This window comes from Sodalis sp. RH16 (assembly GCF_047324245.1).
GTDB classification, from domain to species: domain Bacteria; phylum Pseudomonadota; class Gammaproteobacteria; order Enterobacterales; family Enterobacteriaceae; genus Acerihabitans; species Acerihabitans ligni.
Genome location: NZ_CP178737.1, coordinates 1748184 through 1772031, shown reverse-complemented (window position 1 = coordinate 1772031; position 23848 = coordinate 1748184). Strand labels below are relative to the sequence as shown.

The window sequence follows — 23848 nt, the reverse complement described above, 5'->3', positions numbered from 1 at the left end:
GCTTGACAGCCGGAACCGCAATACCTAGATTGAAAATGGTTTTTATTAAAATCCGTCACGCATTTTGTTAAATACTCATTAACAATAGCGGTAGCTGGCTGGACCTTCTCTGCGAAAAATCTCGCTTATGTGAATATCAGCTGAACACACCATCGCATTCAATCCAAACTGAGTTTACCCATGAATTCGTCAAATGAAGGAAGTGTAAAACATTCGCGCCTAAGATATTTTGGCATGGTGGTATTTGGGATAGTGCTCATCATCGCCGGCGCTATCCTCGCTGTGCTCGGTTTCAAACTCCTTAGGCTACATGGCAGTCCTTATTACCTTACCATCGGCCTGGTATGGGTGATTGCCGGATTACTGACGCTATTTAGACGCGGCGCCGGTCTTTATCTGTATGCAATCAGTTTCATCGCCACCCTGATCTGGTCGCTTTGGGAATCAGGACTCAACGGCTGGGCCTTGGTGCCCCGTCTTGATTTGCCGCTGCTTTTTTTGATCTTTGCCGTGCTGTTGATGCCGGCACGACGCGCCAACGGGGAGAAGGGCTATCGTCCCTATGGTATCGCCTTACTGGTGGTAACCGTGGTGGGATTGGGCATCGCCGTGCCTATGGCGCAAAAACCCTATCCGGTCGCGGCCGTCACCACCAAGCCGGGCAATTATTTTGACGATGTCACCGCGCCCGCCTCCCAGGATTGGCCTACCTATGGCGGCGGTTATGGCGCACAGCGTTTCTCGGCGCTATCGCAAATAAACCCAAGTAACGTCAGCGGGTTACAGCGCGCATGGGTATACCGGACGGGTGAGCCGCATATGGCGAACTACGGTAATGAACTGACGCCGATTAAAATCGGCGATACGGTGTATGGCTGTACTATCCGCCATAAGGTGTTTGCCGTGGACGCGGCGACGGGGAAACAAAAGTGGATGTTTGATCCCAAAACCCCGCCGGAATCTTCCGCGCCTAACTCGGCCTGCCGCGGCGTGTCGTATTATGCCAATCCGCAAGCGCAACCAGGGCAAGCCTGTTCTACGCGCATTATCGCCGGCACCATGGACGCCAAACTGGTGGCGGTAGATGCTCAAACCGGCCAGGCCTGTGAGGATTTTGGCTCGCACGGCTTCGTTGATTTGATGCAAGGCCTGGGCAAATGGCCGCCAAGCATTGTCTCCGAGACCTCGGCGCCCACCATCGTTCGCGGCGTGGTGGTGGCGGGGCAGCAGGTGATGGATGGCCAACTGAGGTCCGCTCCTTCCGGCGTAGTCCGCGGTTATGACGCCGTTACCGGTCAACTGCGCTTCGCCTGGGATATGGAACAACCGGATATCACCACCCTTCCCGCCGCCGGCAATACCTATTCTTTGGGTACGCCGAATATGTGGTCCACGGCGGTGGGGGATGAAAAACTCGGCCTGGTTTATCTGCCGATGGCAAGTTCCGCGGGCGACTATTACAGCTCCACCCGTAATGATGAAGAGAGAAAATATGACTCAGGGATTACCGCGCTGGACGTCGCCACCGGTAAACCGCGCTGGGTCTATCAATTCGTCAAGAATGATGTTTGGGATTACGATACGCCGGCACAGCCCAGCCTGGTGGACTTTCCCACCGATAAAGGCAATGTTCCGGCATTGATCGTCACCACCAAGCAGGGGGACCTGTGGGTACTGGACAGGCGTACGGGGCAGCCTCTGCACCAGGTAGAGGAACAAAAAGTGCCCCAGGGCGGCGTTGAGCCGGCCGAACGGGCGCCGGTGCAAAAACGTTCGCTTTACAGCCGCACCCAGAAGCCTGACCTGACCGAGAAAATGATGTGGGGCATATCGCCCATTGACCAGTTGGTCTGCCGGATACAATACCGGTCTGCCAGCTATCAGGGCATATTTACCGCGCCCACTGCCGATAAACCCTGGATTGAATACCCGGGAAATAACGGCGGCTCCGACTGGGGCAGCGTTTCGGTGGATGTGCACAATGGTCTGATTATCGAAAATTACAATGACCTTCCCAGTTACTCCAAGCTGGTGCCGCGCGCCGTTGACGATGCCATGAACGTGTTCTGGCTGGGGGATCCGCGCTACAAAAATCCGCCGCCGGGACGTAACCGTCCGCAGGCCGGTTTGCCTTACGGTCAGGACGTGAACACCGGCTGGGTCTCCAATATCGGCGTTATTTGCAAACAGCCGCCGTTCGGCATGATCAAGGGGATAGACCTTGCCACCGGTAAAACCCTCTGGGATCGCCCGCTGGGTACCGCCGAGCGCAATGGCCCGTGGGGTCTGCATTCCATGTTGCCATTCCAGATAGGATTGCCGAACAATGGCGGGGTATTGACCACCACCAGTGGTTTGGCCTTTGTCGGCGCCACCACGGACGACTACCTGCGCGCCATCGATGTGCATACGGGCAAAACGCTGTGGAAGGACCAGCTGCCTGCGGGGGGCCAAGCGACGCCGATGACCTATGAGGTCAACGGGCGGCAATTTGTCATCATCATGGCCGGCGGCCATCACGGGATGATGACCCCGGAAGGGGATTACGTTATCGCCTACGCGTTACCTGAACAGAAATAAGCTGCGCTTACCTGCACGGACGGTACTTTGGCTGCCGTCCGTGCCTTATCTAAAGACAACGCTTCGTTTACCTTTGCCCGCCCTATTGCTCCAGCAAGCTAATATCTTCCGGTGACAGCCGCACGTCGGCCGCCGCCAGGTTTTCTCTCAAATGCGTGAGAGATGACGTACCGGGAATCAGCAAAATATTCGGCGAGCGCTGCAACAGCCAGGCCAGGGCCACTTGCATGGGTGTGGCGTCCAATTTGCGCGCGACATCGTTAAGCACCTCGGATTGAAGAGGTGAAAAACCGCCCAGCGGGAAAAACGGCACAAAGGGGATGCCTTGAGCGGCAAGCTCATCGATTAGTCTATCGTCATCACGTAAAGCCAGATTATAAAGATTCTGCACGCAGGCGATGGGGGTAATTTTTTGGGCGTCAGCTATTTGCGCGGACGTCACATGACTCAGACCGATATGCCGGATCAGACCTCGTTCCTTTAATTCGGCCAAGGCCGTCAGTTGGGCTTCAAGGGGGCCGTCTTCAGGGTGATGCTCACCATACATGCTGCGCAGATTGACGACATCAAGCACATCTAGCCCAAGATGACGCAGGTTGTCTTCCACCGCCTTGATGAGTTCCGCCGGCGAGAAGGCCGGAAGCCAAGCGCCCTTCTCATCCCTGCGTGCGCCCACCTTGGTGACAATGCAAAGATCGTCCGCATAGGGATGCAGCGCTTCTTTGATAAGTTTATTGGTGATGTGCGGTCCGTAGAAGTCGGATGTATCGATATGGTCTACGCCGGCGGCAACCGCTTCCTGGAGAACACGCAGGCACATAGCGGGATCTTTGGGCGGGCCAAATACTCCCGGCCCCGCCAGTTGCATCGCCCCGTAGCCAATACGTTTGACCTGACGATGGCCAAGCTGATAACTACCGGATGTGTTGCGGCTTCCCATAATGTCTCTCCTCTGCAATGTGTGACTTATTGTATGGGGTAAATGCCTGTGCGACTATACCGTTAAGTTGAAACAGGCTGTACGGAAATCTGGACAATGCAAATCGATCTCGGACTGTTGAATGCAGTCATCGCCGTTGCCAAAGCGGGTGGCTTTCGGGAGGCGGCACGGGCCACCAGCAGCAATCCATCGCGCCTTAGCGATGCCGTCCGGCGCGCCGAGCAGCAATTGGGGGTACGATTATTCCATCGAACCACCCGCACCGTTGTCCTGACGGAGGCCGGGGAAATCCTTTTGCAACGGCTGCTGCCCGCCATGAGCGAAGTGGAATCAGCCCTTGATGCGGTTAACGGATTTCGTAAAACCCCCGCCGGCACATTGCGGCTGAACGTGCCCGTCAGCGCGGCGCGCCTGGTGTTGCCAGGCATTGTTCCCGCGTTCTTGGCCAGGTATCCAGACATACAGCTGGAAATCACGGCGGAAAGCAACGTGATCGATATTTTCAGCGCCGGAAGCGACGCGGGGATACGTTACGACGAGAATCTGGAACAGGATATGATTGCCGTGCCCATCGGTCCCCGCAGGCAGCGTTACGCCATTGCCGCATCGCCCAGCTACCTTGACCGCAGGGGCCGGCCGGAGCATCCGCGAGAGCTGCTGCGCCACGCTTGCCTTCGCGGCAAGTTTGCCAGCGGCGTCTTGCCGGAATGGGTATTTGAAAAAAACGGCGAGGTTGTCAAGCTAAAACCGTCAGGGCCGCTTATCGTCAATATTGGCGCGGGGGTCGATTTGGCGGTGGAAACGGCAATGGCGGGAATCGGGATCATCCAGCTGTTTGAAGAGTGGCTCAGACCCCACTTCGCCAGCGGCGCGCTGGAGCCCATACTGGAACCCTGGTGGAAAGATTTTCCCGGCCCTTATCTTTATTACCCCGACAGACGGCTGGTGCCGACGCCGCTGCGCGCCTTTATCGATTTTATTCGCGAATATCAACAGTACTCTCTTAAATAAAAAAAAGGATAATTGCCGACCATAGCGCGGATCACAACGGTTTTTTTCCACGCGGCTTATTCGCCTTATGTTCCAGATACAATTCAAGTACCGCCTCGGCAAGTTTGTCATCAACGGTATAAAAATAGGCTTCGGGTAAATCTAAAACGCGAGCAAATGCGCAGACGATTTCAAAAGAAGGACGGTGAGTGCCATTTTCATAATGTGACATGCGGGAATATGCCGTTGCTTCCTCAATACCCGCCAGAATACCCAACTCCACCTGAGTAAGATTTGCCCTTATCCGTGCTGACTTCAAGCGCTTAGGAACCATCGAGTTTTCGCCAACGTCAATGTAAAAACATCTTTAGCATTCCTTAACATCGATGAAACAGACAAGCAATGCACCAGCAGATCCATACCAGTAATAATTGATAATCTCATAATAAGCATAGGCTGTTTTAAATAATAAATGGCCGGCCCACCATCATATTGGGCCAATAACCCTGGCCGCTGCAGAAAACAGCATCTTTTCACGCCTGCGGATGAGAGATTAAGAAAATCTGTAGCGTCAGGGGTTTTGCCGGCCGGGAGGGAACACCCTCAGTGAGATGCGGTAGCTCTGATGAAAGCCGAAAGATCGCCGTTAAACCGCACCGTTTCTTCGATAAAAGGCGAGTGACCGGAATTTGCATATAATTTGCTTGTAACGGCGGGATTAATGGCTTTCGCCCTGGCGATGGTCGGGTTAGGCTGCACCAGGGCGTCTTTCGCGCCAAAGAGCAGCAATACCGGCACCTTGGTTTTACCTAACCCTTGAACGGCAAAGACGGATACTGAAAATATATTATCTTGCATATCCCAGGAGGCCATGGCGGCACTGGCATACAACAGCTCAAACGTGGACTGAGGAGGCCTGGTATAAAAACACAGGTTCAGGAAATCACGTATGGCATTGAGGTGTGTCAGGAGATCGGGTGAAACCAGGTTCGCGTAGACATCGGGATGAGGTGTAATCAGATCGGCGGTCAGTTCTATCACGCCATCCACATACATCACGCTGGAAATATTACCGTCGCCATACTTCGCCAAGTAGTTGGAGAGGGTAATACCGCCTAGGGACCACCCCACCAATACCGGTTTGCGGGCGTGCGCCCCATTGATGACTGCGGCGAGGTCGTCAGCCCAGCGGTATCCATCGGTATAGGCAATGGCAGCCGTGGGTTTGCCGGACAGACCGTGGCCGCGCAGATCGTAGGTGATCAGGCGATAGCGTGCGAGCTGGGCGCTGTTAACCTGCCCCGCCCAATCCAGATGGCTGCCGAGCAGTCCGTGAATCAATACCACAGGGATACCGTTAGGGTTTCCTGATTCCTGAACAGCGATGACAACGCCGTCAGAAGAAGTGACCGTATAGTTTTTGGGCTGCGCGAAAGCAAAGGGCGTCCCAAAGAACAACGCAACGATAACCGCCATTACTGACAGGATGCGACTGAGATTAAATTTAACCATTTTAGGGTACTCTCTTTAACGAACAAGAGATTACAGTTACCCTTACGCCGAGGTCAGGGTCAATCGTCTAATTTGGCAGCCTTTTACTCAAAAAAAATCACTGGGCCGGTAAGAGCTCAGCGCAAGCGGTTACTCTCAATAGAACGTCAGATAGCCGATCTCGAGCGCCGCCGCGCGCGTTTGCTCAAGACGCTGGCGTAAGGCGTGGTCCCGCCGTTGGACTGATACGCACAACGCGTTATGTCAGCGGCGTTGCGGCCGCTTGCCGTTTTTGCACGAACGCAAACAGCCCGATCCGTGATTTCAGGCCATTAATGATTTGGTCAGCGTAACCAGCGTAAGATCGCCGCGCAGCGGGACGCCTACGCCGGGATCGTCATAGGGAAAGGGCTCAATATGTCCGGTTTTCGCAAAACCGCGCCGCTCATACCATTCAATCAGCTTTTCACGCACATTGATGACCGAGATTTTCAGACTGTGGGCGCCGGCGTCGCGGGCGAATTTCTCCGCCCCCATCATTAGAGAGCGGCCCAGACCGGAGGATTGCACCTGAGGACTCACGGCCAGCATCGAGAGGTACCATTCGCCGCTGTCCATCGGAGTAAGGGCGACACAGCCGGCCAATTTGCCGGAAGCGTTACCACGCGCCACAAGAATGATCGATGCGCCGTTCTCAATCATCTCTTCCAGCGAATGCCTGTTGGTACGTGGCCCTTCGATCAATCCGACTTCGGTCGTCCAATCCGGCGCTGAAATACCTCGATAGGCCTGGTTAACCAGTTCGGCGACTTTATCGAGGTCTTTGACCTCCGCGATGCAAAGCTCCATCTATTATCCTCATTTGATAAAATTTAAATTTTCTGCAATGCAACATTTACTCCTAAGCCGATGAAAATCGCGCCGCCGATCTTTTGCATGGCATTTTGCATGCGATTTGACTTCTTCAGCCGGGATAAAATGACTTCGGCCAAAAGCACGCAAACAATATCAGCAGAAGAAAATGTCAGATTAACGATGCTTCCCAGCGCGATAAATTGCAGCCAAACCGGAAGAGTTCCGGAAACATCAATAAACTGCGGCAAAAATGCCAGATAAAAAATGGCTGTTTTAGGATTCAGAATCTCAACCGTAACACTCTCAAAAAAAGCCTGCTTTGCAGATTTAACCCTTCTCACGTCGGATGTCGCAACCTCGCCAGAGGGTCGGATACGGAACATCTGTATACCCAGCCAGACTAAATAGGCCGCACCCAGCAGCTTTACCGCCAAATAAAGAATGGGAACGACATGAAACAGCAAGGTAAGTCCCGCCGCTGCCGCGATAACATGGGCATAACCACCTAAATGGATACCTAGCGCGGCCATCAATCCCGCGCGCCGACCCTTGGCAATGGTCTGGGCGGCGGTATAAAGCATCGCAGGGCCGGGAATATAGGCGAATATGATAGTGGTAAAAAAGAAAGGGATAAACAAATCGTATGACAGCATCATTTTTCCTGTATAAAATGTCATATAACACTTTGATAAATAATTAAAAATACAAAAAATCACCCCGGCGTTACGGCTATATAAGCAACAATGTTACAGCCACGTTCAGGGTCTTCTTACCATTCATGCATTCTCTATTTTTATTCATGAGTAACCTGGAAATGCGTCATACGGCGCTCATGCTCAATAAGCCACTTCTTTCGCCAGAGACCGCCGCCATAGCCGGTCAACGAGCCGTCAGCGCCAATGACCCGATGGCAAGGGATAACAATGGCGATTTGATTGGCGCCATTCGCTCTCGCAACGGCGCGGGTTGCTTTGCCATTGCCTAGTTGCCTGGCTATGTCCGAATAGCTGCGCACCTGTCCCATGGGGATGGTTCTCAACGCATCCCAGACGGTATTGGTAAAAGGCGTGCCGAATTTCGCCAGCGGCGTGGTGAAGTCGGAAATCTTTCCCGCAAAATATAAACCAAGTTCCTCTTCAATCAAATCGATGGGCTCTTCCCGCCCCATGACTATTTCGGAACCGGTGGCCTTTTTGATAGATACTATTTCGCCGGGCAATGCCTTGCGATCAAGAAATTCCAATAAATAAAGCGCCCGCTTATCCCCAATGGCGATCATTGTGCCGATGGGGGTTTCTATCCAATCTGCTTTAAGATAAGAAAGGTGATTGACGTTCTTGGGCGCAACGCCTATCAATTTGGCGATCGCATTGCGAAAGCCGCTGCCTGAATCATAGTTGGCATTTACCTGCGCCTCAATGACTTTGGCGCCATGAGCTAACGAATCAATGCTCCGTCCGATTCTCCTCAATCGGGCAATCTCTAAAAAGGTGATGCCAAACTGCCGCCGGAAAGCCCGTCTGACGGCGGACGGATCATATCCCATATCGATTATTTCTTTTTCCGACCACTTTTGATTGGGGTCATGCTCCAATGCGTCGAGCAATCGATCGATGGCCGGCTCACGGGTCAGCCCGGCGTTCATGGGTCGGCAACGCTTGCAGGGCCGGAATCCCGCTTCCAGCGCGGCGGCTATAGAGGAATGAAACAGGACGTTTTCCCGTTTCGGTTTGCGCGCCGGGCAGGTTAGCTTACAGAAAACGCCGGTGCTTTTCACACCCACATAAGCGAACCCCTCATAGGACGGATCCCGTTCCATCAACGCTTGGTAAAGAATGTCATCATCCGGCAGATCAAATAACATTACGGTCACCTTCATCCGAGCAAGTCATGACGATGCTAATACAAACAATCATCGCCGGCGACGTAAATCGGGTAAGGATTTTTTCTTGCTTAATATTGAAATTATATGCTTACAAAATCAATTATTAAGAATTAAATATCTATTAATTGTATAAATTAAAGACTTTCCCGCTACCCATCCAAGACTCACTTACCGTTGGCCATGACGGCAATATTATTTGCCCGGTGCGTTTCGTTCTTCATATATCAGGCTTAACACAAATTAACCAAATTTCATCTTGCACCTTATTCTTAAAATATTAGCAAAGTGCTTTAAGAATATTTTATTTTCTTTATACTGGCCAGATATTTTTTATTTTACGAGAGGGCGCTATGAGCTCAAATGATATAAAAGACGATCAGGGAAACACAGCGGAATTATCGTTGATTGCATTGGGACAAAAACTGCAGGCAATGGCGCAAACCGGTCTGACCTTTACCAAAGATCGCTATGATATTGAGCGTTACACGGAGCTGCGTGATATCGCCGCGCAATTTATGGCTCAACAGTTTTCGGCGGACAAGCTGCACTTTGCGGAAGAATTTATCAAACAGCAGGGTTACGCCACACCCAAGGTTGATACCAGGGCCGTGGTGCTAAGGGAGGGTAAGATACTGATGGTAAAGGAAGCTGATGATAAATTATGGAGCTTGCCCGGCGGCTGGGCCGATGTGGGAGACAGTCCCTCCGACGCCGTGTGCCGGGAAGTTGTCGAGGAAACCGGCCTGGTAGTCAGGGTTGAGCGTTTATTAGGAGTATGGGACAGAAATCTGCATGGACATCCCCCTTATCCCTGGCATGTCTATAAGCTGATATTCTTCTGTAAAGAACTGGGGGGCACGTTGCAATTAAGCGAGGATTCTCTTGATATTGATTTTTTCGATCCGCAAAAGCTGCCGCCATTATCCTTAACGCGGATCGTTCCCATTGAAATTGAAAGCAGCCTGGACATTATAAAAAACAATAAAGAGACTTGGTTCGATTAAGCTAAAGCAGGAGGAAATGGCGTGAATAATAATTTTCGTCAACGCGTACAATCTGCGCCAGAGATAATAATCTTTACCAAAAAATATCATCCACGCTAAAGATACAATGTTCTCCATCACAAGCCGGGGAGCAATCGCTCGAATGTCCCCGCCTTCAGCGGTGCACCGAACGGCTCTGGGAATAAGCCTTCCGCCGCTTTCGTAAATAGCCGGGCAGCATAAAGCTGCACACGGCAACAATGCCCAACACCGCCCCCGCCTGCAACAACGCTTTTGGGCCGTAATGCACCATCCACAATCCGCCCGACATCGCGCCGGCGCCAATGCCGATATTGCACGTCATCACATACAGCGCCGATGCCGCCTCGGCCTGACCCGGCGCCAGCTCTATGACCCAGCTCTGCAAGCCGATAAACAGCATGGCGATGCCCGCGCCCCAAACCGCCATCACCAGCCAGGGGATACCGGGCTGCGGGGCGAGATAAAGCATTAGCACTTGGCTGATAACGATACCGCTGGCGGAGAGTACCGCCAAACGCGCGGGGTTTGCCCCGAGCCAGCCGGCCAATAATGTTCCCGCCGCGCCGGACAGGCCGAATACCAGTAACGCCAGCGGCAGGCGGGGGCCCCGCATCCCCAGGGTATCTGTTACCAGCGGGGTGATATAGGTGTAACCATTGAAGTGGGCGGTAATAATCAGCAGCGTCACCGCCACCGCGCCATACAGCGGCCAGTTGCGGCGTGGGAAGCTGCCCCCGGAATCCGGGATCGCGACGGCCACCGACGGTAGCCAAAAATACCCCAGGATAAAAATGATCAGTCCGAACGCGCCGAATATGGCAAATCCCACTTGCCAGTCAAAGGCCTGTCCCAGGGCGGTGGATAAAGGTACGCCGCCGACAATGGAAAGGGAGATGCCGGAATAGGCCCAGGCGGTCGCCCGGCCCGGCGGCATGCGCGGCGCGATTTTAACCGCGTAGGAGGCCAGAATGGACCAGAATACCCCATGCCCCAAGGCGGCAACGATCCTTAACAGCATCAGAAACCAATAGGAATGAGCTACCAGCGCCAGTCCGTTGCATAGGGTGATAATAGCCAGCAGGGCGAGAAACAGGGGGCGGCGGTTTATCCGGTTGGTCAAAAGCGTGATGGGAATGACCGTCAGGGTAATGATCCAGGCATAGCCTGTCACCAGCGCGCCAACGGCGGCCTGGGACACCTGGAGGTCCTCAGCGATACGAGGCAGCAGTCCTATGGGTAAATACTCGGTGGTTTGGGAAACAAAGGCGCCTAACATCAATACCAATAAAGCACGAATCATCGTTATTTATCCGGTTGTCACAATCGCCGTCGTGTAGACCGATGTCTGGCCCCCACAATAATCTTTAAACGATTAAAGAAAAATAAGGTAGCATTCAATTCTCTGATGACAACTATGTCATGAATGGATAGGTCATGAATGATTAAGTCATGAATGGATAGGTCATGAATGGAGCGCGCCTGGATCATTTGTGATGGCCAAAAAGCTGGCGGTATTCAGTTCAAAGGTGGACGCCTCGCCCGATAATCTCGCCAAAGCCGGAACGCCTGAAAACCCGGGTATTTATCGATTATCTGTCCACCTGTTTCGCGGCGTGAAACATCCCGCCCGCCATCAATGATTACCTAACGGGGGGTAGGCGCCCAACTGCTGGAACAGGCCGAACCAGTCCTCCAGATGCCAAGTCCTTTTGATATGCTCTCCTTCGAATTCATGGAACTCATGGATACTGAAGCTGACCTTTTTTCCGGTGGCCGGAATACCGAACAGCGGGCCAAGATGTGTGCCGGTAATTTCCGCACGCACGGCGGCGCGGCCGGCGACCTGGATCAGATCATGGACGATGATATTGACATCGGGCATGGCCTGTAAAAAAAGGCCGATGATCGGCTTTAGTCCTTCCGGGCCGGGTCCCTGGCCGGGCGCCAGCGGAATGTCTTCCCAATCGGCGGTGACGGCGATATCCATCAGATCCGGGTTTTTGTCGTTGAACGCCCGATACAGCGTTTCCACCGCCTGACGTTCAATTTTCAGTCGTTCGGTATCGGCCAGCGTGTTGGTGTCGGTCATATGCCTCTCATCCTCGTTGAATTTTTAAGAACCCATGGCCAATTCTGTATAACCCGTTAAAATTTGTCTAACAAATATCCAATATGAATGATTATTTGAAATATGGATTTTCATGGTATCGATTTAAATTTGCTGGCGGCGTTTGATGCGCTGATGATTGAACGTAACGTGACCCGCGCGGCGGCGCGCGTTGGGGTCAGTCAGCCGGCAATGAGCGCGGCGCTGTCGCGCCTGCGCCAGCTGTTTGACGATCGGCTGTTCCTGCGCAGCGCGGACGGCTTGCTGCCCACCCCCCTCGCCAGGGATATCGCCAACCCTATTTCCCAGGCGCTAAGGCAGATAGAGGCGGCCCTGGTGGAAAAACCGGAGTTTGTACCCGAACGGATGTCGCTTACCTTTACCCTCGGGATGTCCGAATATGCGGCCATTGTGTTGCTACCGGCGCTGGCGCGGGCGCTGGAAAAGCGGGCCCCCGGCGTCACATTAAACGTGCATGCGTTCAACGGCCGGGATAGCGCAGTGGACCTGCTGGATGCGGGGACCATCGATCTGGCGGTAGGGGTACCCCCGCGACGCCCAGAGAGCCGCATATTAACCAAGTCCATTTTCCGGGATGAATTCGTGACCATTGTTCGCCGCGACAGCGCCGCGGCGAAGAGGGAAATGAGTATGGATGCCTTCCTGGCCTTGTCCCATGTGTTGGTGTCGCCGGAAGGGGATCGCTACGGCCTGGTGGACCAGGCGCTGGCGCAGATGGGCAAGCAGCGCACCTTGGCATTGACCCTGCCGCAGATGCTCGCGGTTCCCGCGGTCATTGCTCAAACCGACATGACGGCAACGGTAATGAAGCGGGTCGTGCTCCATTCGTCCGTTCAACGGGATCTGGTCCTGTTTCCGCCGCCGATTGTGCTGCCGTCCATTGATTTTCACCTGATCTGGCACCGGCGCAGCGATCCGCATCCGGCTCAGCAGTGGTTCAGGGGGCTTATCGCGACGCTTGGCGCTTCGTTAGATTGATGGGCATGGAAACCTCCGTTATCCGATTATTATAACGGGTAAAGCGGACTGAATTTACGGGGGATTTTATTAATCATGATTTCCGGTTCAATCCCCAGCAATTTAGACAAATGAACAGACTCAACGATATCCAATCGTCTTTCACCGTTTTCCACTTTTGCAATAAATGATTGCGGGCGACCCAAAGCGTCGGCAAGTTGTCCCTGGGTAATCCCCCTTTGAAATACGGGTAGTTTTGAACAATGTTATAACTAATTGATATTCCTGAGCGTATATCGAGACCATAAAAGAGTATCTGAGTAAAAGATCCCGAATTTGAATGTCCGCATTTTACCTAACGATTCCCAATTGGATAATAACATTCTCGTTGTCAGTAAGTGCCATCCTCTTTTTTAAACAAATTTAGGAAAGCATAGGATCTTCTTTTCAGGCATGATGAAATAAGAAAATGTGATGTGTATCCCGATTATCATTGGAAAGCTATCTATATCCTTCTCAATAATAGAATTTGAAAATTCATCGAAATATCAACAAGTAAAAACAGCATAGATTCCATTGCTATAAATTGGTTAAATTAAGCACAATAATATCGTTGATTATGTTGCCAAGACGTAATCACCACAGATGTGTACCCGATTACTGGTTCTAAATATTTTATAAATCGGTTTACCGCAGCATGAATCCCTATCCCTATCCCGTTTTTTACCGCTTTTTCCCTCTGGCGCCATATTGACAAGAAATCGATTACTCATATTCTGATGGCGTGCAGCAACGTCTTTTCAAGAGAAATTCGCCATCAATGAGAAATCGATTTCTAGACATTGGAAATTCGTTTTTACTTACCAGCAAGTGAGGTAGCGAGTGACTGCAAAACCCCTATCCCAGTATGCGGGAAAACCCGAGCCCTATCTTTCGGGCAAGCCCAGGATTCCAGGCCGAAGCAAACGCCTGCTGATTACCGCGCTGGTTAGCGTTCTCCTGGTGTTGCTCATCGTACGCATTGCCATCAGCGGAGCGATTGACTGGTCGGTCATGGCCAGCTTTTTCTTCCATCGGGCCATCCTTGACGGGCTGGTCATGACGCTGCAACTCACGGTACTCTCCATGCTATCGGGCATTATTCTCGGTACCCTGCTGGCCGTGATGTCCCTCTCCCGCTATCCCATCGTAAACGCCGCCGCAATGCTCTATATCTGGCTGTTTCGCGGCACGCCGTTACTGGTGCAGCTTATTTTCTGGTTCAATATCGCCCTGGTATTTCCGGTTATCGGCACCGGCGACTGGCAGATATCGGTGAATGTGCTGATAACCCCCTTTGTCGCCGCGGTATTGGGGCTGGGGCTGAATGAAGGCGCCTATATGGCGGAGATCGTGCGGGCCGGCCTGAACGCCGTGGACAGCGGGCAGACCGAAGCGGCTCACAGCATCGGCCTGAGCAGAACCAAGGTCATGACCCTTATCGTCTTTCCCCAGGCGTTGAAAATAATCACCCCGCCTACCGCCAATCAAATCATCGGCATGTTGAAAAACACCTCTCTGGTCTCAGTCATCGGGGCGCAGGAGCTGTTAACCAAATCCGAAGATATATATGCGCGGAATTTTCATGTTATCGAGCTGCTGGTGGTGGCCTCCATCTGGTATCTGATTCTCACCACGGTAGCCTCGGGCCTGCAGTACTGGCTCGAGCGCCACCTTGACGGCAAAAACACACGTAATTTGCTCTCCGAGACGGGGGTTTAACCATGATGACCGCCATGCTGCCACAAGATAATCCGATACTGCGGCCCGTGTCCTGGCATCGCCCCATGCTCTGCGCGCGCGATATCTGCAAAAGCTTCGGCGCCAACCAAGTGCTCACCAATGTCTCATTGGATGTGGAGCGCGGCGAAGTGGTATGCATCATCGGTCCGTCCGGGTCGGGCAAAAGCACGTTTTTACGCTGCCTGAATTTTTTGGAGATGCCGGACAGCGGCGGCGTATGGCTGGATGGCGAACGTTTCGGCTGCCGGGAAACAAATGGAGTGCTGTGGGAGCTGCCGGCACCGGACTTCGCGCGTCAACGGGCGGCCATGAGCATGGTCTTTCAGCGATTCAATCTTTTCCCTCACCTTAGCGCGCTGGAAAACGTTGCCCTGGCGCTGCGCCACGTGCTGCATATCCCAAAGGCTCAGGCGCGGGAAAATGCCATGGCGGTGCTGGCATCGGTGGGCATGGACAGCTATGCCCACCGGCGGCCGACGCAGATGTCGGGGGGACAGCAGCAGCGGGTCGCCATTGCCCGCGCGGTGGCGATGAAACCCAAGGTTTTGTTGTTTGACGAGCCGACCTCCGCGCTGGATCCGGAACTGGTGCATGAGGTGCTGTCGGTGATGACCCTGCTTGCCCGGCAGGGAATGACCATGGTGGTGGTAACGCATGAAATGGGGTTTGCGCGCGAGGTGAGCCATCGGGTGGTGTTTATGGATCGCGGATGCATTGTGGAAGAAGGCCCCAGCGCCCAGGTGATCAACACGCCGACGCATACGCGAACGCGGGCGTTCCTGTCAAAAATCAAATAGCGCGGCTTGCGTCATCCTATACGTCACCACAGTTCTTTTTTACAGGAGATTCATCATGTCATCGCAAACAGTCGCGGTCGTCGGCGTCGGCGCCATGGGCAGCATGTCGCTCTGGCAGTTGGCTCAACGCGGGTATCAGGTTACCGGCTTCGATCGCATGGGCGTACCCCATGATACCAGCGCCCACGGCGCTGAATCGCGGATATTCCGCCTCGCCTACAAGGAAGGCGCGGAATATATTCCCTTACTGAAACGCTCCCTGGCGCTGTGGCGCGAGCTTCAGTCCACCTCCGAACGCCAATTCCATTTCCCCATCGGCTGCCTGTACATCGGTGAAAAGGGTGCGGAGTGGCTCACCGGCACCTTGGAAGGGGCGCGGGAACATAATGTGCGCCATGAAGTGCTGGACGAGCAGGCGCTGCGCGCCCGTTTTCCCCAGCACCGTTTAAGCGGCGGCGAATTTGCCCTGCTTGATCTCGACGGCGGCCTGCTGCGGCCTGAGCTGGGAGTAAGAGCCGCGGTAAAGGCCGCGCTGGCGGCCGGGGCGACGCTGCATCAAGGCTGCGAGGTAACCCGTATTCATCCCCATGCCGACGGGGTCGATGTCACCTGTGACGGCAATACCCGGCGCTTTGACCGCGTGGTGGTCACCAGCGGCGCCTGGGGAACGCGCATGATTGACGTTCCTTCTCCTCATTTCATCGCCCGCCGTCTGGTAGGGACCTGGTTTGGTATCGATGATAAGCAGGCTTATCTGCCGTCCCGCTTTCCGGTCTGTATCAGGCGCACGTCAGAAATCGATTACTCAGGTTTTCCGTGCATGGATGGCTGGACCATTAAAATCATGCCGCCGGTGAATTATCTCAGCGATATTGATCCCTCTGCGGTGGACAGAACGGTCTCTTACGCCGACACCGCCATTATGCGGCGCGTTGCAGGCACCCTGCTGGAGGGGGTAGATCATCAACCGGTGCGCAGCGGCGTTTATCTGGACGGTTTTACCGGCGACGATCGCCCGGTAATCGATTACCACCCGGAAACCAAACGCATCGTTATCGCCACAGGTTTCTCTGGGCACGGCTACAAAATGTCACCCGCCGTCGGGGTGGCGGTGGCCGACCTTATCGAACGCGACGGCGACCCCTATATCAATGAGCATTTTTCACTAGGATGCGCAGCCCGCCGGGCCGGCTGAATCCGTTTTCTCAACAACCGGCCGGGGATGGCCGGCTAATCCACCGCGGCATGCGGTCCATAAGAGGTTTACACCATGAGCTTATTCGTCAATACCTGGCGGACAACGCTGGTCGTCGCGACATTCTGGTGCGCTCACGCCGCTTACGCCGCGGAGTTGAGCATCGGTCCCAAAGGAGAGCCGTTAAGCGTCAACGCCTCACCCGATCTGGCCGGCAAAGTGCCCCATGCCGGCGGGACCTTTACCATCGGCACCGATCCCGGCACGCCGCCCTACTCCTATTATCGCGAGGACGGGCTGACCCTGGTGGGCCTGGATATCGATTTAGGCAACGCCATCGCCGCCAAACTGGGACTGCACGCCAAATGGCAGACGCTGAAATTCCCCGGCATCCTGGCGGCGATAAAAGCGGGCAGGATTGATACAGCCCTCAGCGCCATGGGGGATACGCCTGCGCGGGAAAAAGAGGTGGATTTTGTTGATTATTCCACCGACGGCAACGCCATCGTGGTGGCCAAAGGCAATCCCTCCGGCATCAAGAAAATCGGCGATTTGTGCGGTAAACACGTTGCCCTGCTGCAAGGCAGCGTTATGCAGGGATTGGTGGAGGCACAAAATAAAAAGTGCGACGCCAAAATCGACATTCAGGTTTTCCAGGATATCAACCAGGCCTTGCTACAGGTTCGTACCCGCCGGGCGGATGCCACCATGTATCAATACGGCGTGGCCGCTTACGTGATCAAAACCTCCCCTGACGCCGCCGGTCTGGAAGTGCTGGCGTTTGAGCAGTACGGCACCGGCTATAACGCCATGCCGTTCCGCCGCGCCGATACCGCCATGCGCGATGCCGTACAGGCCGCGCTGGGCGAGATGCAAAAAGACGGCAGCTATCAAAAAATCCTCAGCGCGTGGGGCATGCAGCCCAACGGACTGGAAAAATTCACCGTCAATGACGGCCTTCGCTTCAATCAGCCAGGGGGCTGATATTTACCGACGCTTAACGCTAATTCCCTATACAGGAGAGAAAAATGTCCATTCGTGTTTTATATTGCGGCGATACCCAAACGGAAACGTTAATATCCGCCAAAGGCATTGATACTTTTATTCTTAATTACTATCGCGATTCCGCCAAGGTATTGCGCGATGCGCTCTCGCCCCGTCCCGGTATTGCGCTGACCCATATGTCCGCCGACCGTATCCGCGCGGAATTTCCCATGACGGAAGAGGATTTCTCCCAGTGGGACGTCATTATTCTCAGCGATACCGGTTACAATAATTTCGCGCTGCTACCCGGCAACCGCGAGCGTATAGTCCCTATGGGGCCGGACCGCATCGGTAATTTCCGCAAATGGGTGGAAAACGGCGGCGGACTGATCATGGCCGGCGGATATACCACCTATTCCGGTATCGAGGGTAAGGGATTATGGGGAGGCACGCCGATAGAGGCTGTATTGCCGGTCACCTGCGAACGCGGTATCGATGACCGCATCGAAGTGCCCGACGGCGCCAAGCTGGATGTCCTGGTGCCTGAGCATCCCATCTTAAAGGGCGTTACTTTTGATAAAGATCGCATCATTCTCGGTTATAATCGGGTGTTTTTGAAATCCGACTCGACGCTTTTGATGGAAACGCGCGGCGATGTGTTTATGGCCGTCGCGGAACCCGGTAAAGGCCGCTCCGTCACCTATACCACCGATCCTGTCTATCACTGGTGTGGTAATCTTCACGAGTGGGAAAATTACGGATTGATGTGGGAGCGCATGGTGAAATGGGCCGCGCGCGAAATATAACAACGCCGATTTAATGCAGTCTGGCCGGCCCGGCTTTTTATGCCGGGCCCCGCACGCGATGAATAAAACCACTAATGACTATTGATCATCGAGCTGTAACTATCTACGACGTAGCCCGACACGCCCATGTCTCCGTGGCAACGGTTTCGCGGGTGACGAACGGTCAAAAAGTGCGTGAGGATTTGGCTAAACGCGTACTGGCGTCCGTTGCCATTCTTGGCTTTCGGCCGAACCGTACGGCCCAGCGCCTGCGGCTGACCACGTCGCATCTGTGGGCACTGATTGTCCCGGACTTCGAAAACTCCTTTTTTACCCGTTTAGCCCGCGGGCTGGAACAGATTTGCCTGCCGCGCAATACCTGCGTGTTTGTCGGCAGTTCCGATGACGATCCGCAAAAAGAGCGGCATTATCTGGATGTCGCCATCGCCGAACGGGTGGGCGGCGTGGTGATCGCCCCGGCCTCGGACGCCACCGATCTCTCGGGACTCACCGAGGCCGGTATTCCAGTGGTGATTGTCGACCGCTCCCTGCCGGACAATCGCTACGATACGGTGCTGACGGATAACTTCGCCGGCGGGGCGCTGGCGGCCAATTACCTCACCTCCGCCGGCTACCGGAAAACCGTCTGTATCGCCGGTTCGCCGAACCCTACCAGCGAAAAACGCCTGGAAGGGTTCGCCGCCACGGTGAATAAAACCGGCCTGCTGGATATCGCCAAGGTCAAATACGGCAATAATCGAATCGAAGGCGGCTATACGGCGATTCGCCAGCTGCTGGAAGAGGGCATCGTCTTTGACTCCGTTTTTGTCACCAACAACCTGATGACCATCGGCGTTATTAAAGCGTTGGACGACTGGGCCGCCCTGTCCCGGGATAATATCGGTTTTGTGGGCTTTGACCTGAATGAAATTCCGCTGCTGGCGGGTAAACGCATCGCCTCCATCGACCAAAATCCTCATGAAATGGGGCGCCTGGCCGGAGAACGGATTATCTTTCAGCAGCAGCAGTCCGATGCCGCCGCCGAGCTGTTTGAATTCGCCCCCAAGCTGGGCGGTCTGAGCTGGAAGCTGTAGACTCAGAGCTTGGCCGAAAGGAAGCTGGGCTTGTCTGTCAAACGCAATTAAATCAGGTGCCGTACCAGCTGATTAATTGCCCCGCCGCCGATAATCAGCCAGATAAACAGCAGGGTGGCGAGCAGGATAGGTTTTAGTCCCGCCTGCCGAATAGCGCCGGCATGGGTTGTCAGGCCCAGCGCCGCCATGGCCATGGCCAGCATGGCCGTATCCAGGGTAATGAGTTGATTCACCAGCGCCGCCGGCAGCAGGTGAAAGGAATTGAATGCCGCCACGAGAATAAAGACCACCGCGAACCAGGGAATGGTAATGGCCGATTTTCCAGCGGTGTCGGTAATGCCGTGGTGACGGCGGCTGAGGTAGCCGGAAACCAGTACTAAAAAGGGCGCCAGCATCATTACGCGAATCATTTTGGTAATCACGGCGGCATTTTCCGCCTCGGGGCTGATGGAATGGGCGGCGGCGACCACTTGCGCCACTTCATGAATGGTGGAACCGGCGTAAATACCGAAAGAGAGCTCGCTGAACGACAGCCAATGATAGTGTAGGTTGAGGCGGTACAGCCAGGGGTAAACAAAAATGGCCAAGGTACCGAACACCACCACCGTGGCCACGGCGACCGTGACTTTACTGGCTTCGGCCTTTAGTACCGGTTCGGTGGCCATTACCGCCGCCGCGCCGCAGATACTGCTGCCAGCCCCGATAAGCATAACGGTCTGGCTATCCATGCCAAACACCTTTCGGCCCAGCCAGCAGGCCAGCAAAAAGGTACTGCTCAGGGTTAAAAGATCAATGACGACACCGGTGGCGCCCACATCGGCGATTTGCTGAAAGGTTAACCGAAAGCCATACAGAATGATGCCGATACGCAGCAGCCGCTGCTTGGCGAAAAGCACGCCGCTATGGCTTGCCGGCTGTAGCCAGGGATAAATCGTGTTACCGGCGATAATGCCAAAAATAATCGCCAGCGTCAGCGCACCCAGGCCCAAATGCGTGATCAAGGGAATATTGCCGGTCCAGATGGCCGCCGCCGTCAGTACGCCGGCTAAGATCAGCCCCGGTAGCAGACCCAGAGGTTCACGAGGTAAAAGAAAACGTTTGGGTAATGAATGCAATAAGTGAACGGACATGAAACCTCCTGCTCCAGTAGTGACCGGGCCTTAGATTATCAGCGGACCATTCAAAAGATAAATTCATTATATACTTATAACCTACCAGTATAAGTGGTAAAGAGGGGGACATGGGTAAGGAGAATGTCAGCTGGTCACTTCGACCGTTATCCTTCAAACCAGTCAGGATGTTGTGCGGCAATAGGATCAATGGATAGAATCATGTGCCCAAGATGGCGCCGGAGCGCCTGCTCCGCGGCATCGGCATCCCGTTTTTTCAGACCGTCGAAAATGCGATAATGCTCCGCGATAAGGTCCCGGGGCGGCGAGACAACGCTCAGACTCAGATACCGCACCCGGTCCATGGTGGACTTGATGGATTCTATGGTCTTCCAGGCGAGTTGGCATTCGGCGATATCGGCCAGCGCCTGATGGTAACTATCGTCAAGGTCAAAAAATTCCCTGAACTTATCATTGTCCGCCGCCAGCGCCTGACGGCGAAGATTATGTTCCAGCGACAGCACCTGTTCGTCGGTAATACATGCACAGGCGCGCCGCACCACGGCACACTCTATGACCTGCCGTATATAACGCGCTTCGGCGACGCGCTTAGCGGAAATACGCCGCACAAACGTACCGCGCTGAGGAAGGATTTGGACCAGACCGGCTTCAGCCAGTTTGATAAAGGCCTCTCTGATCAGCTGACGCGACACGCCTATATAGAGTGAAATCTCTTTTTCCGATAACACACTGCCGGGAGCAATAGAGCACGAGATTATTTCATTACGTAAAAAACGGTAAACTTGCAGATTAATTAGTTCATGGTTGTTGAAATCAAATGCTTTTGGCATGACGGTCTGGATGGCTTATTTCGATACATGAAGAGTCATCCTACTATGTATATTGACGGTATGACAATTGCCTTATCGGCGCTAACCAGATTGAACGCTCTCCTCAGCAAGATAACGAAACGGTGGGCACGCCATGCGGAGGTTCGCGGCGCACCCGGCCCGTTTGGTTATCTTTGCTATTTTCACGATAATATAAGCAATCTCATTGCGGCGGTATCAGAAATCGTACCATGCACGGATGATATTTGTACCATAATCCTGACCAGTGGCGTTGGTAATGACGTGTTCATAGTCAACACGGAAGCCATATTTCAATTGGAACGAGATACCTACGCCATTATCTCGTTTTTCATAATTGCGATCATCTATATATTCCAGACGGTCACCCATAACATAAGGTTTTATTGTTTTAACCGCGTAGCTATCAATTGGGAAGGTGTAGCCGGCAAAATATTCAATACCATAAGCATTACCGGCAAAGTAATCATTGGTATTTTTGATTTTGGTGGTTAAGAAGTTTTGATATAAGCCACCGGTGGCGGACAGCATCCAATGACCGGGCGTCCAGCTTAAGCCGGTACCGGTAATGCTTTGATTATAATCATTAGACTTGTGGCTGACCGGATCTTTAATTTCCGCGCTGGTGTAGTTGTATGCCAATCCCCAACTCAGTGTGGGCGTTAAATGATAGTTGATGCCTAACGAACCGCCGCCTTTACGTTTGTAGTGGAAATTATCCGGAGTCAAATAGTCTTCATCAGAAAACAAATAGGCGGCATACAGATCGGCGTTGCCGGCGCTGACTTTGTATTTCAACTGCTTGCGAGAACGGTAAGAACCGTCATAGTCGCCGTTGACGCCGTTGCCCGGCGCCTGGGCGAGCATATCATCATCCCATACGTCGGTTTTAGCCCCAACCACATCATAATAAACGCTAAGCTGCTGGCCGAAGGTTAACTGGCCGAAGGTTTTGCTTTTGAAACCGGTATAAAGCTGGCGGCGGATAGTATTATTTGCTCCATCGGCATGATGGTTATCCCAATCCAGGACCGCGGGGATATTCACACCCAATTCGTAATAATTGATCCAGCTGACGTCATCGAACAAATAATAATCAGAAGAAAAACGAAAACGAGTCCCGCCGTCAAAACCATTATCCTTATAGGATCTTTGACCGGTTACCTGGTTCATTTGCGGACGGATGCTTCCCCCCACCTGGAAGGTGAGACGGCTCAATAAGTCATAAGGCTGTGGATCTTGCTTTAGCAAGGTAATTTCTGCATTCGAGATAAAAGAAAAACCACTCAACACCAGGCCAATAGAAATCCCTAATATGGATTTTTTCATTTTTAATAATCGTTCCGTGTGAAAGAAATTTTAAATAGCATTGCTTTATAATGACCTTACCAAGCATGCCAGTGCCTGAATATCCGGGCCAACCCTGTCCAAACCATATAATCGCTTAGGCTTAAAGCACGACTATCTCAACGAAAGTCATCGCTTTTACCTATAAAAATTTTTAGGTTGTAATTATGTTATCGTTAGCTTTTCTTTTTACATTTTCATAAAATTTCCCTCATCTTTTTATGGGAAAGCTGCGAATTTCATGACATTGCCAAAAATGACATAAGTACATCGCTTAATGATGATTAATTAATGATTGATGCTAATGATTAATGAGGCAGCGCAAATATACGCACTTGTCCATCTACCATACAAGACTGATAAGAAGATTTTGTTGGCAAGATCACAGATTAATCTGAGATAAAACCATAGCCGCCAGGGATGGCGGAGTATGCCACCGTTTTATATCGGCCTTAAACACATGCTTTTTGAAGATGATTGACCAATACTGGCATATGCATGTATCTTTTCCCTAACGCCCTTGGCGCGACCCTGGCAACGGCTTTGCTTTCGTGTCATGAGGGCCCTCATCCGGAGGTGGAACATGCCTTATCTTCAACTTGACGTAAACGGTCATTACCCGGTGGCGGACAAAAAACGTCTTGCGGCGAAAATCAGCGAAACCTATGCCCAAATGATGTCGGTGGATATTCGCCGCATCAGCGTTGCCATTCGTGAACTGGGCGAAGGCGGGGTATGGCGGGTACCGGATATCGGGGGCGAGCCGACTCCGGTTTCCGTAATGATGCTGGATATTAGAAAAGGCAGAACTCCTGAACTGCGAATGGAAGTGGCAAAAGCGCTCTGTGCCCATTGCATCGAAATTTTGGGCCTGCGCGCCGACCGCCTCAATGTCGAGTTTACCCAACATTCCGGCGACGAAATGTATCACCCGGCGCTAGGGGGCTATAGCCCCGAGTGGGAACAAGGAGAGGGGTCGCGGTAAATCTGAGATCATATTAAATGGCGAATCTTTTCCCGCCGGGGCGGGATGGG

Annotated in this window: 23 protein-coding genes and 1 pseudogene; 12 read left to right on the top strand and 12 right to left on the bottom strand. The window is 53.2% G+C overall.

The genetic code is table 11. From position 1 onward, the window contains the following. Positions 1 to 234 precede the first annotated feature (234 nt). Positions 235 to 2580 carry a membrane-bound PQQ-dependent dehydrogenase, glucose/quinate/shikimate family gene (locus ACL2XJ_RS08055; protein WP_413726175.1) on the top strand — a complete coding sequence of 782 codons (2346 nt, stop codon included), beginning with the start codon at positions 235 to 237 and terminating at the stop codon, positions 2578 to 2580. Positions 2581 to 2662: 82 nt separating this feature from the next. Here ACL2XJ_RS08055 and ACL2XJ_RS08050 read toward each other — a convergent pair whose 3' ends face one another. After that, positions 2663 to 3520 (bottom strand): aldo/keto reductase family oxidoreductase, encoded by an 858-nt coding sequence (locus ACL2XJ_RS08050; protein WP_413726174.1) that lies wholly within the window; start codon positions 3518 to 3520, stop codon positions 2663 to 2665. Positions 3521 to 3616: 96 nt separating this feature from the next. Between ACL2XJ_RS08050 and ACL2XJ_RS08045 the strand changes: the two genes are divergently transcribed. Next, a complete protein-coding gene (locus tag ACL2XJ_RS08045) occupies positions 3617 to 4531 on the top strand; it encodes a LysR family transcriptional regulator (RefSeq protein ID WP_132924079.1) in 915 nt (304 codons plus the stop codon). Between the two features lie 31 nt (positions 4532 to 4562). On the opposite strand, the gene ACL2XJ_RS08040 is transcribed toward ACL2XJ_RS08045, so the two are convergent. The 5 genes from ACL2XJ_RS08040 to ACL2XJ_RS08020 all read right to left on the bottom strand — a co-directional run bounded on the left by ACL2XJ_RS08040 (position 4563) and on the right by ACL2XJ_RS08020 (position 8720). Further along, positions 4563 to 4844, bottom strand: a complete 282-nt coding sequence (locus ACL2XJ_RS08040) for a helix-turn-helix domain-containing protein (RefSeq protein ID WP_132924080.1) — start codon at positions 4842 to 4844, stop codon at positions 4563 to 4565. 269 nt (positions 4845 to 5113) lie between these two features. Then, on the bottom strand, positions 5114 to 6022 hold the full coding sequence (locus tag ACL2XJ_RS08035; RefSeq protein ID WP_413726173.1) for an alpha/beta fold hydrolase: 909 nt from the start codon (positions 6020 to 6022) through the stop codon (positions 5114 to 5116). Positions 6023 to 6325: 303 nt separating this feature from the next. Then, positions 6326 to 6850, bottom strand: a complete 525-nt coding sequence (locus ACL2XJ_RS08030) for a GNAT family N-acetyltransferase (protein ID WP_413726172.1) — start codon at positions 6848 to 6850, stop codon at positions 6326 to 6328. A gap of 23 nt (positions 6851 to 6873) precedes the next feature. Then, positions 6874 to 7533: a LysE family translocator gene (locus tag ACL2XJ_RS08025; RefSeq protein WP_207917873.1), complete on the bottom strand. Its 660-nt coding sequence runs from the start codon at positions 7531 to 7533 to the stop codon at positions 6874 to 6876. 116 nt (positions 7534 to 7649) lie between these two features. Next, complete coding sequence (locus ACL2XJ_RS08020) at positions 7650 to 8720, bottom strand: bifunctional transcriptional activator/DNA repair enzyme AdaA (RefSeq protein ID WP_413726171.1); 1071 nt, start codon at positions 8718 to 8720, stop codon at positions 7650 to 7652. 371 nt (positions 8721 to 9091) lie between these two features. On the opposite strand from ACL2XJ_RS08020, the gene ACL2XJ_RS08015 reads away from it, so the two are divergent. Continuing rightward, positions 9092 to 9745 (top strand): NUDIX hydrolase, encoded by a 654-nt coding sequence (locus ACL2XJ_RS08015; RefSeq protein WP_413726170.1) that lies wholly within the window; start codon positions 9092 to 9094, stop codon positions 9743 to 9745. Between the two features lie 154 nt (positions 9746 to 9899). Here ACL2XJ_RS08015 and ACL2XJ_RS08010 read toward each other — a convergent pair whose 3' ends face one another. Continuing rightward, positions 9900 to 11066, bottom strand: a complete 1167-nt coding sequence (locus ACL2XJ_RS08010; RefSeq protein WP_413726169.1) for an MFS transporter — start codon at positions 11064 to 11066, stop codon at positions 9900 to 9902. A 190-nt stretch (positions 11067 to 11256) separates the two neighbouring features. Here ACL2XJ_RS08010 and ACL2XJ_RS08005 point away from each other — a divergent pair, with 190 nt between their 5' ends. Next, positions 11257 to 11406 carry a hypothetical protein gene (locus ACL2XJ_RS08005; protein WP_413726168.1) on the top strand — a complete coding sequence of 50 codons (150 nt, stop codon included), beginning with the start codon at positions 11257 to 11259 and terminating at the stop codon, positions 11404 to 11406. On the opposite strand, the gene ACL2XJ_RS08000 is transcribed toward ACL2XJ_RS08005, so the two are convergent. After that, positions 11400 to 11855, bottom strand: a complete 456-nt coding sequence (locus tag ACL2XJ_RS08000) for an ester cyclase (protein ID WP_132924087.1) — start codon at positions 11853 to 11855, stop codon at positions 11400 to 11402. The genes ACL2XJ_RS08005 and ACL2XJ_RS08000 overlap by 7 nt on opposite strands. 102 nt (positions 11856 to 11957) lie before the next feature. Here ACL2XJ_RS08000 and ACL2XJ_RS07995 point away from each other — a divergent pair, with 102 nt between their 5' ends. After that, positions 11958 to 12872, top strand: a complete 915-nt coding sequence (locus ACL2XJ_RS07995; protein WP_413726167.1) for a LysR family transcriptional regulator — start codon at positions 11958 to 11960, stop codon at positions 12870 to 12872. A 29-nt stretch (positions 12873 to 12901) separates the two neighbouring features. On the opposite strand, the pseudogene ACL2XJ_RS07990 reads toward ACL2XJ_RS07995, so the two are convergent. After that, positions 12902 to 13157: pseudogene (locus tag ACL2XJ_RS07990) on the bottom strand (helix-turn-helix domain-containing protein). 576 nt (positions 13158 to 13733) lie between these two features. Here ACL2XJ_RS07990 and ACL2XJ_RS07985 point away from each other — a divergent pair. The 6 genes from ACL2XJ_RS07985 (at position 13734) to ACL2XJ_RS07960 (ending at position 19488) form a co-directional block, all read left to right on the top strand. Then, positions 13734 to 14612, top strand: coding sequence for an amino acid ABC transporter permease (locus ACL2XJ_RS07985; RefSeq protein WP_203524246.1), 879 nt, complete (start codon positions 13734 to 13736; stop codon positions 14610 to 14612). A 5-nt stretch (positions 14613 to 14617) separates the two neighbouring features. Then, positions 14618 to 15430, top strand: coding sequence for an amino acid ABC transporter ATP-binding protein (locus tag ACL2XJ_RS07980; protein ID WP_413726866.1), 813 nt, complete (start codon positions 14618 to 14620; stop codon positions 15428 to 15430). A 55-nt stretch (positions 15431 to 15485) separates the two neighbouring features. Beyond that, positions 15486 to 16625, top strand: coding sequence for an N-methyl-L-tryptophan oxidase (gene solA / locus ACL2XJ_RS07975; protein ID WP_165934191.1), 1140 nt, complete (start codon positions 15486 to 15488; stop codon positions 16623 to 16625). A gap of 75 nt (positions 16626 to 16700) precedes the next feature. Further along, positions 16701 to 17609 carry an ABC transporter substrate-binding protein gene (locus ACL2XJ_RS07970; protein WP_413726166.1) on the top strand — a complete coding sequence of 303 codons (909 nt, stop codon included), beginning with the start codon at positions 16701 to 16703 and terminating at the stop codon, positions 17607 to 17609. A gap of 44 nt (positions 17610 to 17653) precedes the next feature. Next, entirely contained in the window at positions 17654 to 18415 is a 762-nt protein-coding gene (locus ACL2XJ_RS07965) for a glutamine amidotransferase (protein WP_132924092.1), read from the top strand. A gap of 74 nt (positions 18416 to 18489) precedes the next feature. Next, positions 18490 to 19488 (top strand): LacI family DNA-binding transcriptional regulator, encoded by a 999-nt coding sequence (locus ACL2XJ_RS07960; protein WP_132924093.1) that lies wholly within the window; start codon positions 18490 to 18492, stop codon positions 19486 to 19488. Between the two features lie 47 nt (positions 19489 to 19535). On the opposite strand, the gene ACL2XJ_RS07955 is transcribed toward ACL2XJ_RS07960, so the two are convergent. The 3 genes from ACL2XJ_RS07955 to ACL2XJ_RS07945 all read right to left on the bottom strand — a co-directional run bounded on the left by ACL2XJ_RS07955 (position 19536) and on the right by ACL2XJ_RS07945 (position 22795). Further along, the gene (locus ACL2XJ_RS07955; RefSeq protein WP_413726165.1) at positions 19536 to 20618 is read right to left on the bottom strand and encodes a YeiH family putative sulfate export transporter; all 1083 of its coding nucleotides are present in this window, start codon (positions 20616 to 20618) and stop codon (positions 19536 to 19538) included. A gap of 146 nt (positions 20619 to 20764) precedes the next feature. Next, complete coding sequence (locus tag ACL2XJ_RS07950) at positions 20765 to 21448, bottom strand: GntR family transcriptional regulator (protein WP_413726164.1); 684 nt, start codon at positions 21446 to 21448, stop codon at positions 20765 to 20767. 216 nt (positions 21449 to 21664) lie between these two features. Next, positions 21665 to 22795 carry a porin gene (locus ACL2XJ_RS07945; protein WP_413726163.1) on the bottom strand — a complete coding sequence of 377 codons (1131 nt, stop codon included), beginning with the start codon at positions 22793 to 22795 and terminating at the stop codon, positions 21665 to 21667. A gap of 601 nt (positions 22796 to 23396) precedes the next feature. On the opposite strand from ACL2XJ_RS07945, the gene ACL2XJ_RS07940 reads away from it, so the two are divergent. Further along, entirely contained in the window at positions 23397 to 23798 is a 402-nt protein-coding gene (locus tag ACL2XJ_RS07940; RefSeq protein WP_132924097.1) for a tautomerase family protein, read from the top strand. Positions 23799 to 23848: the final 50 nt, after the last annotated feature.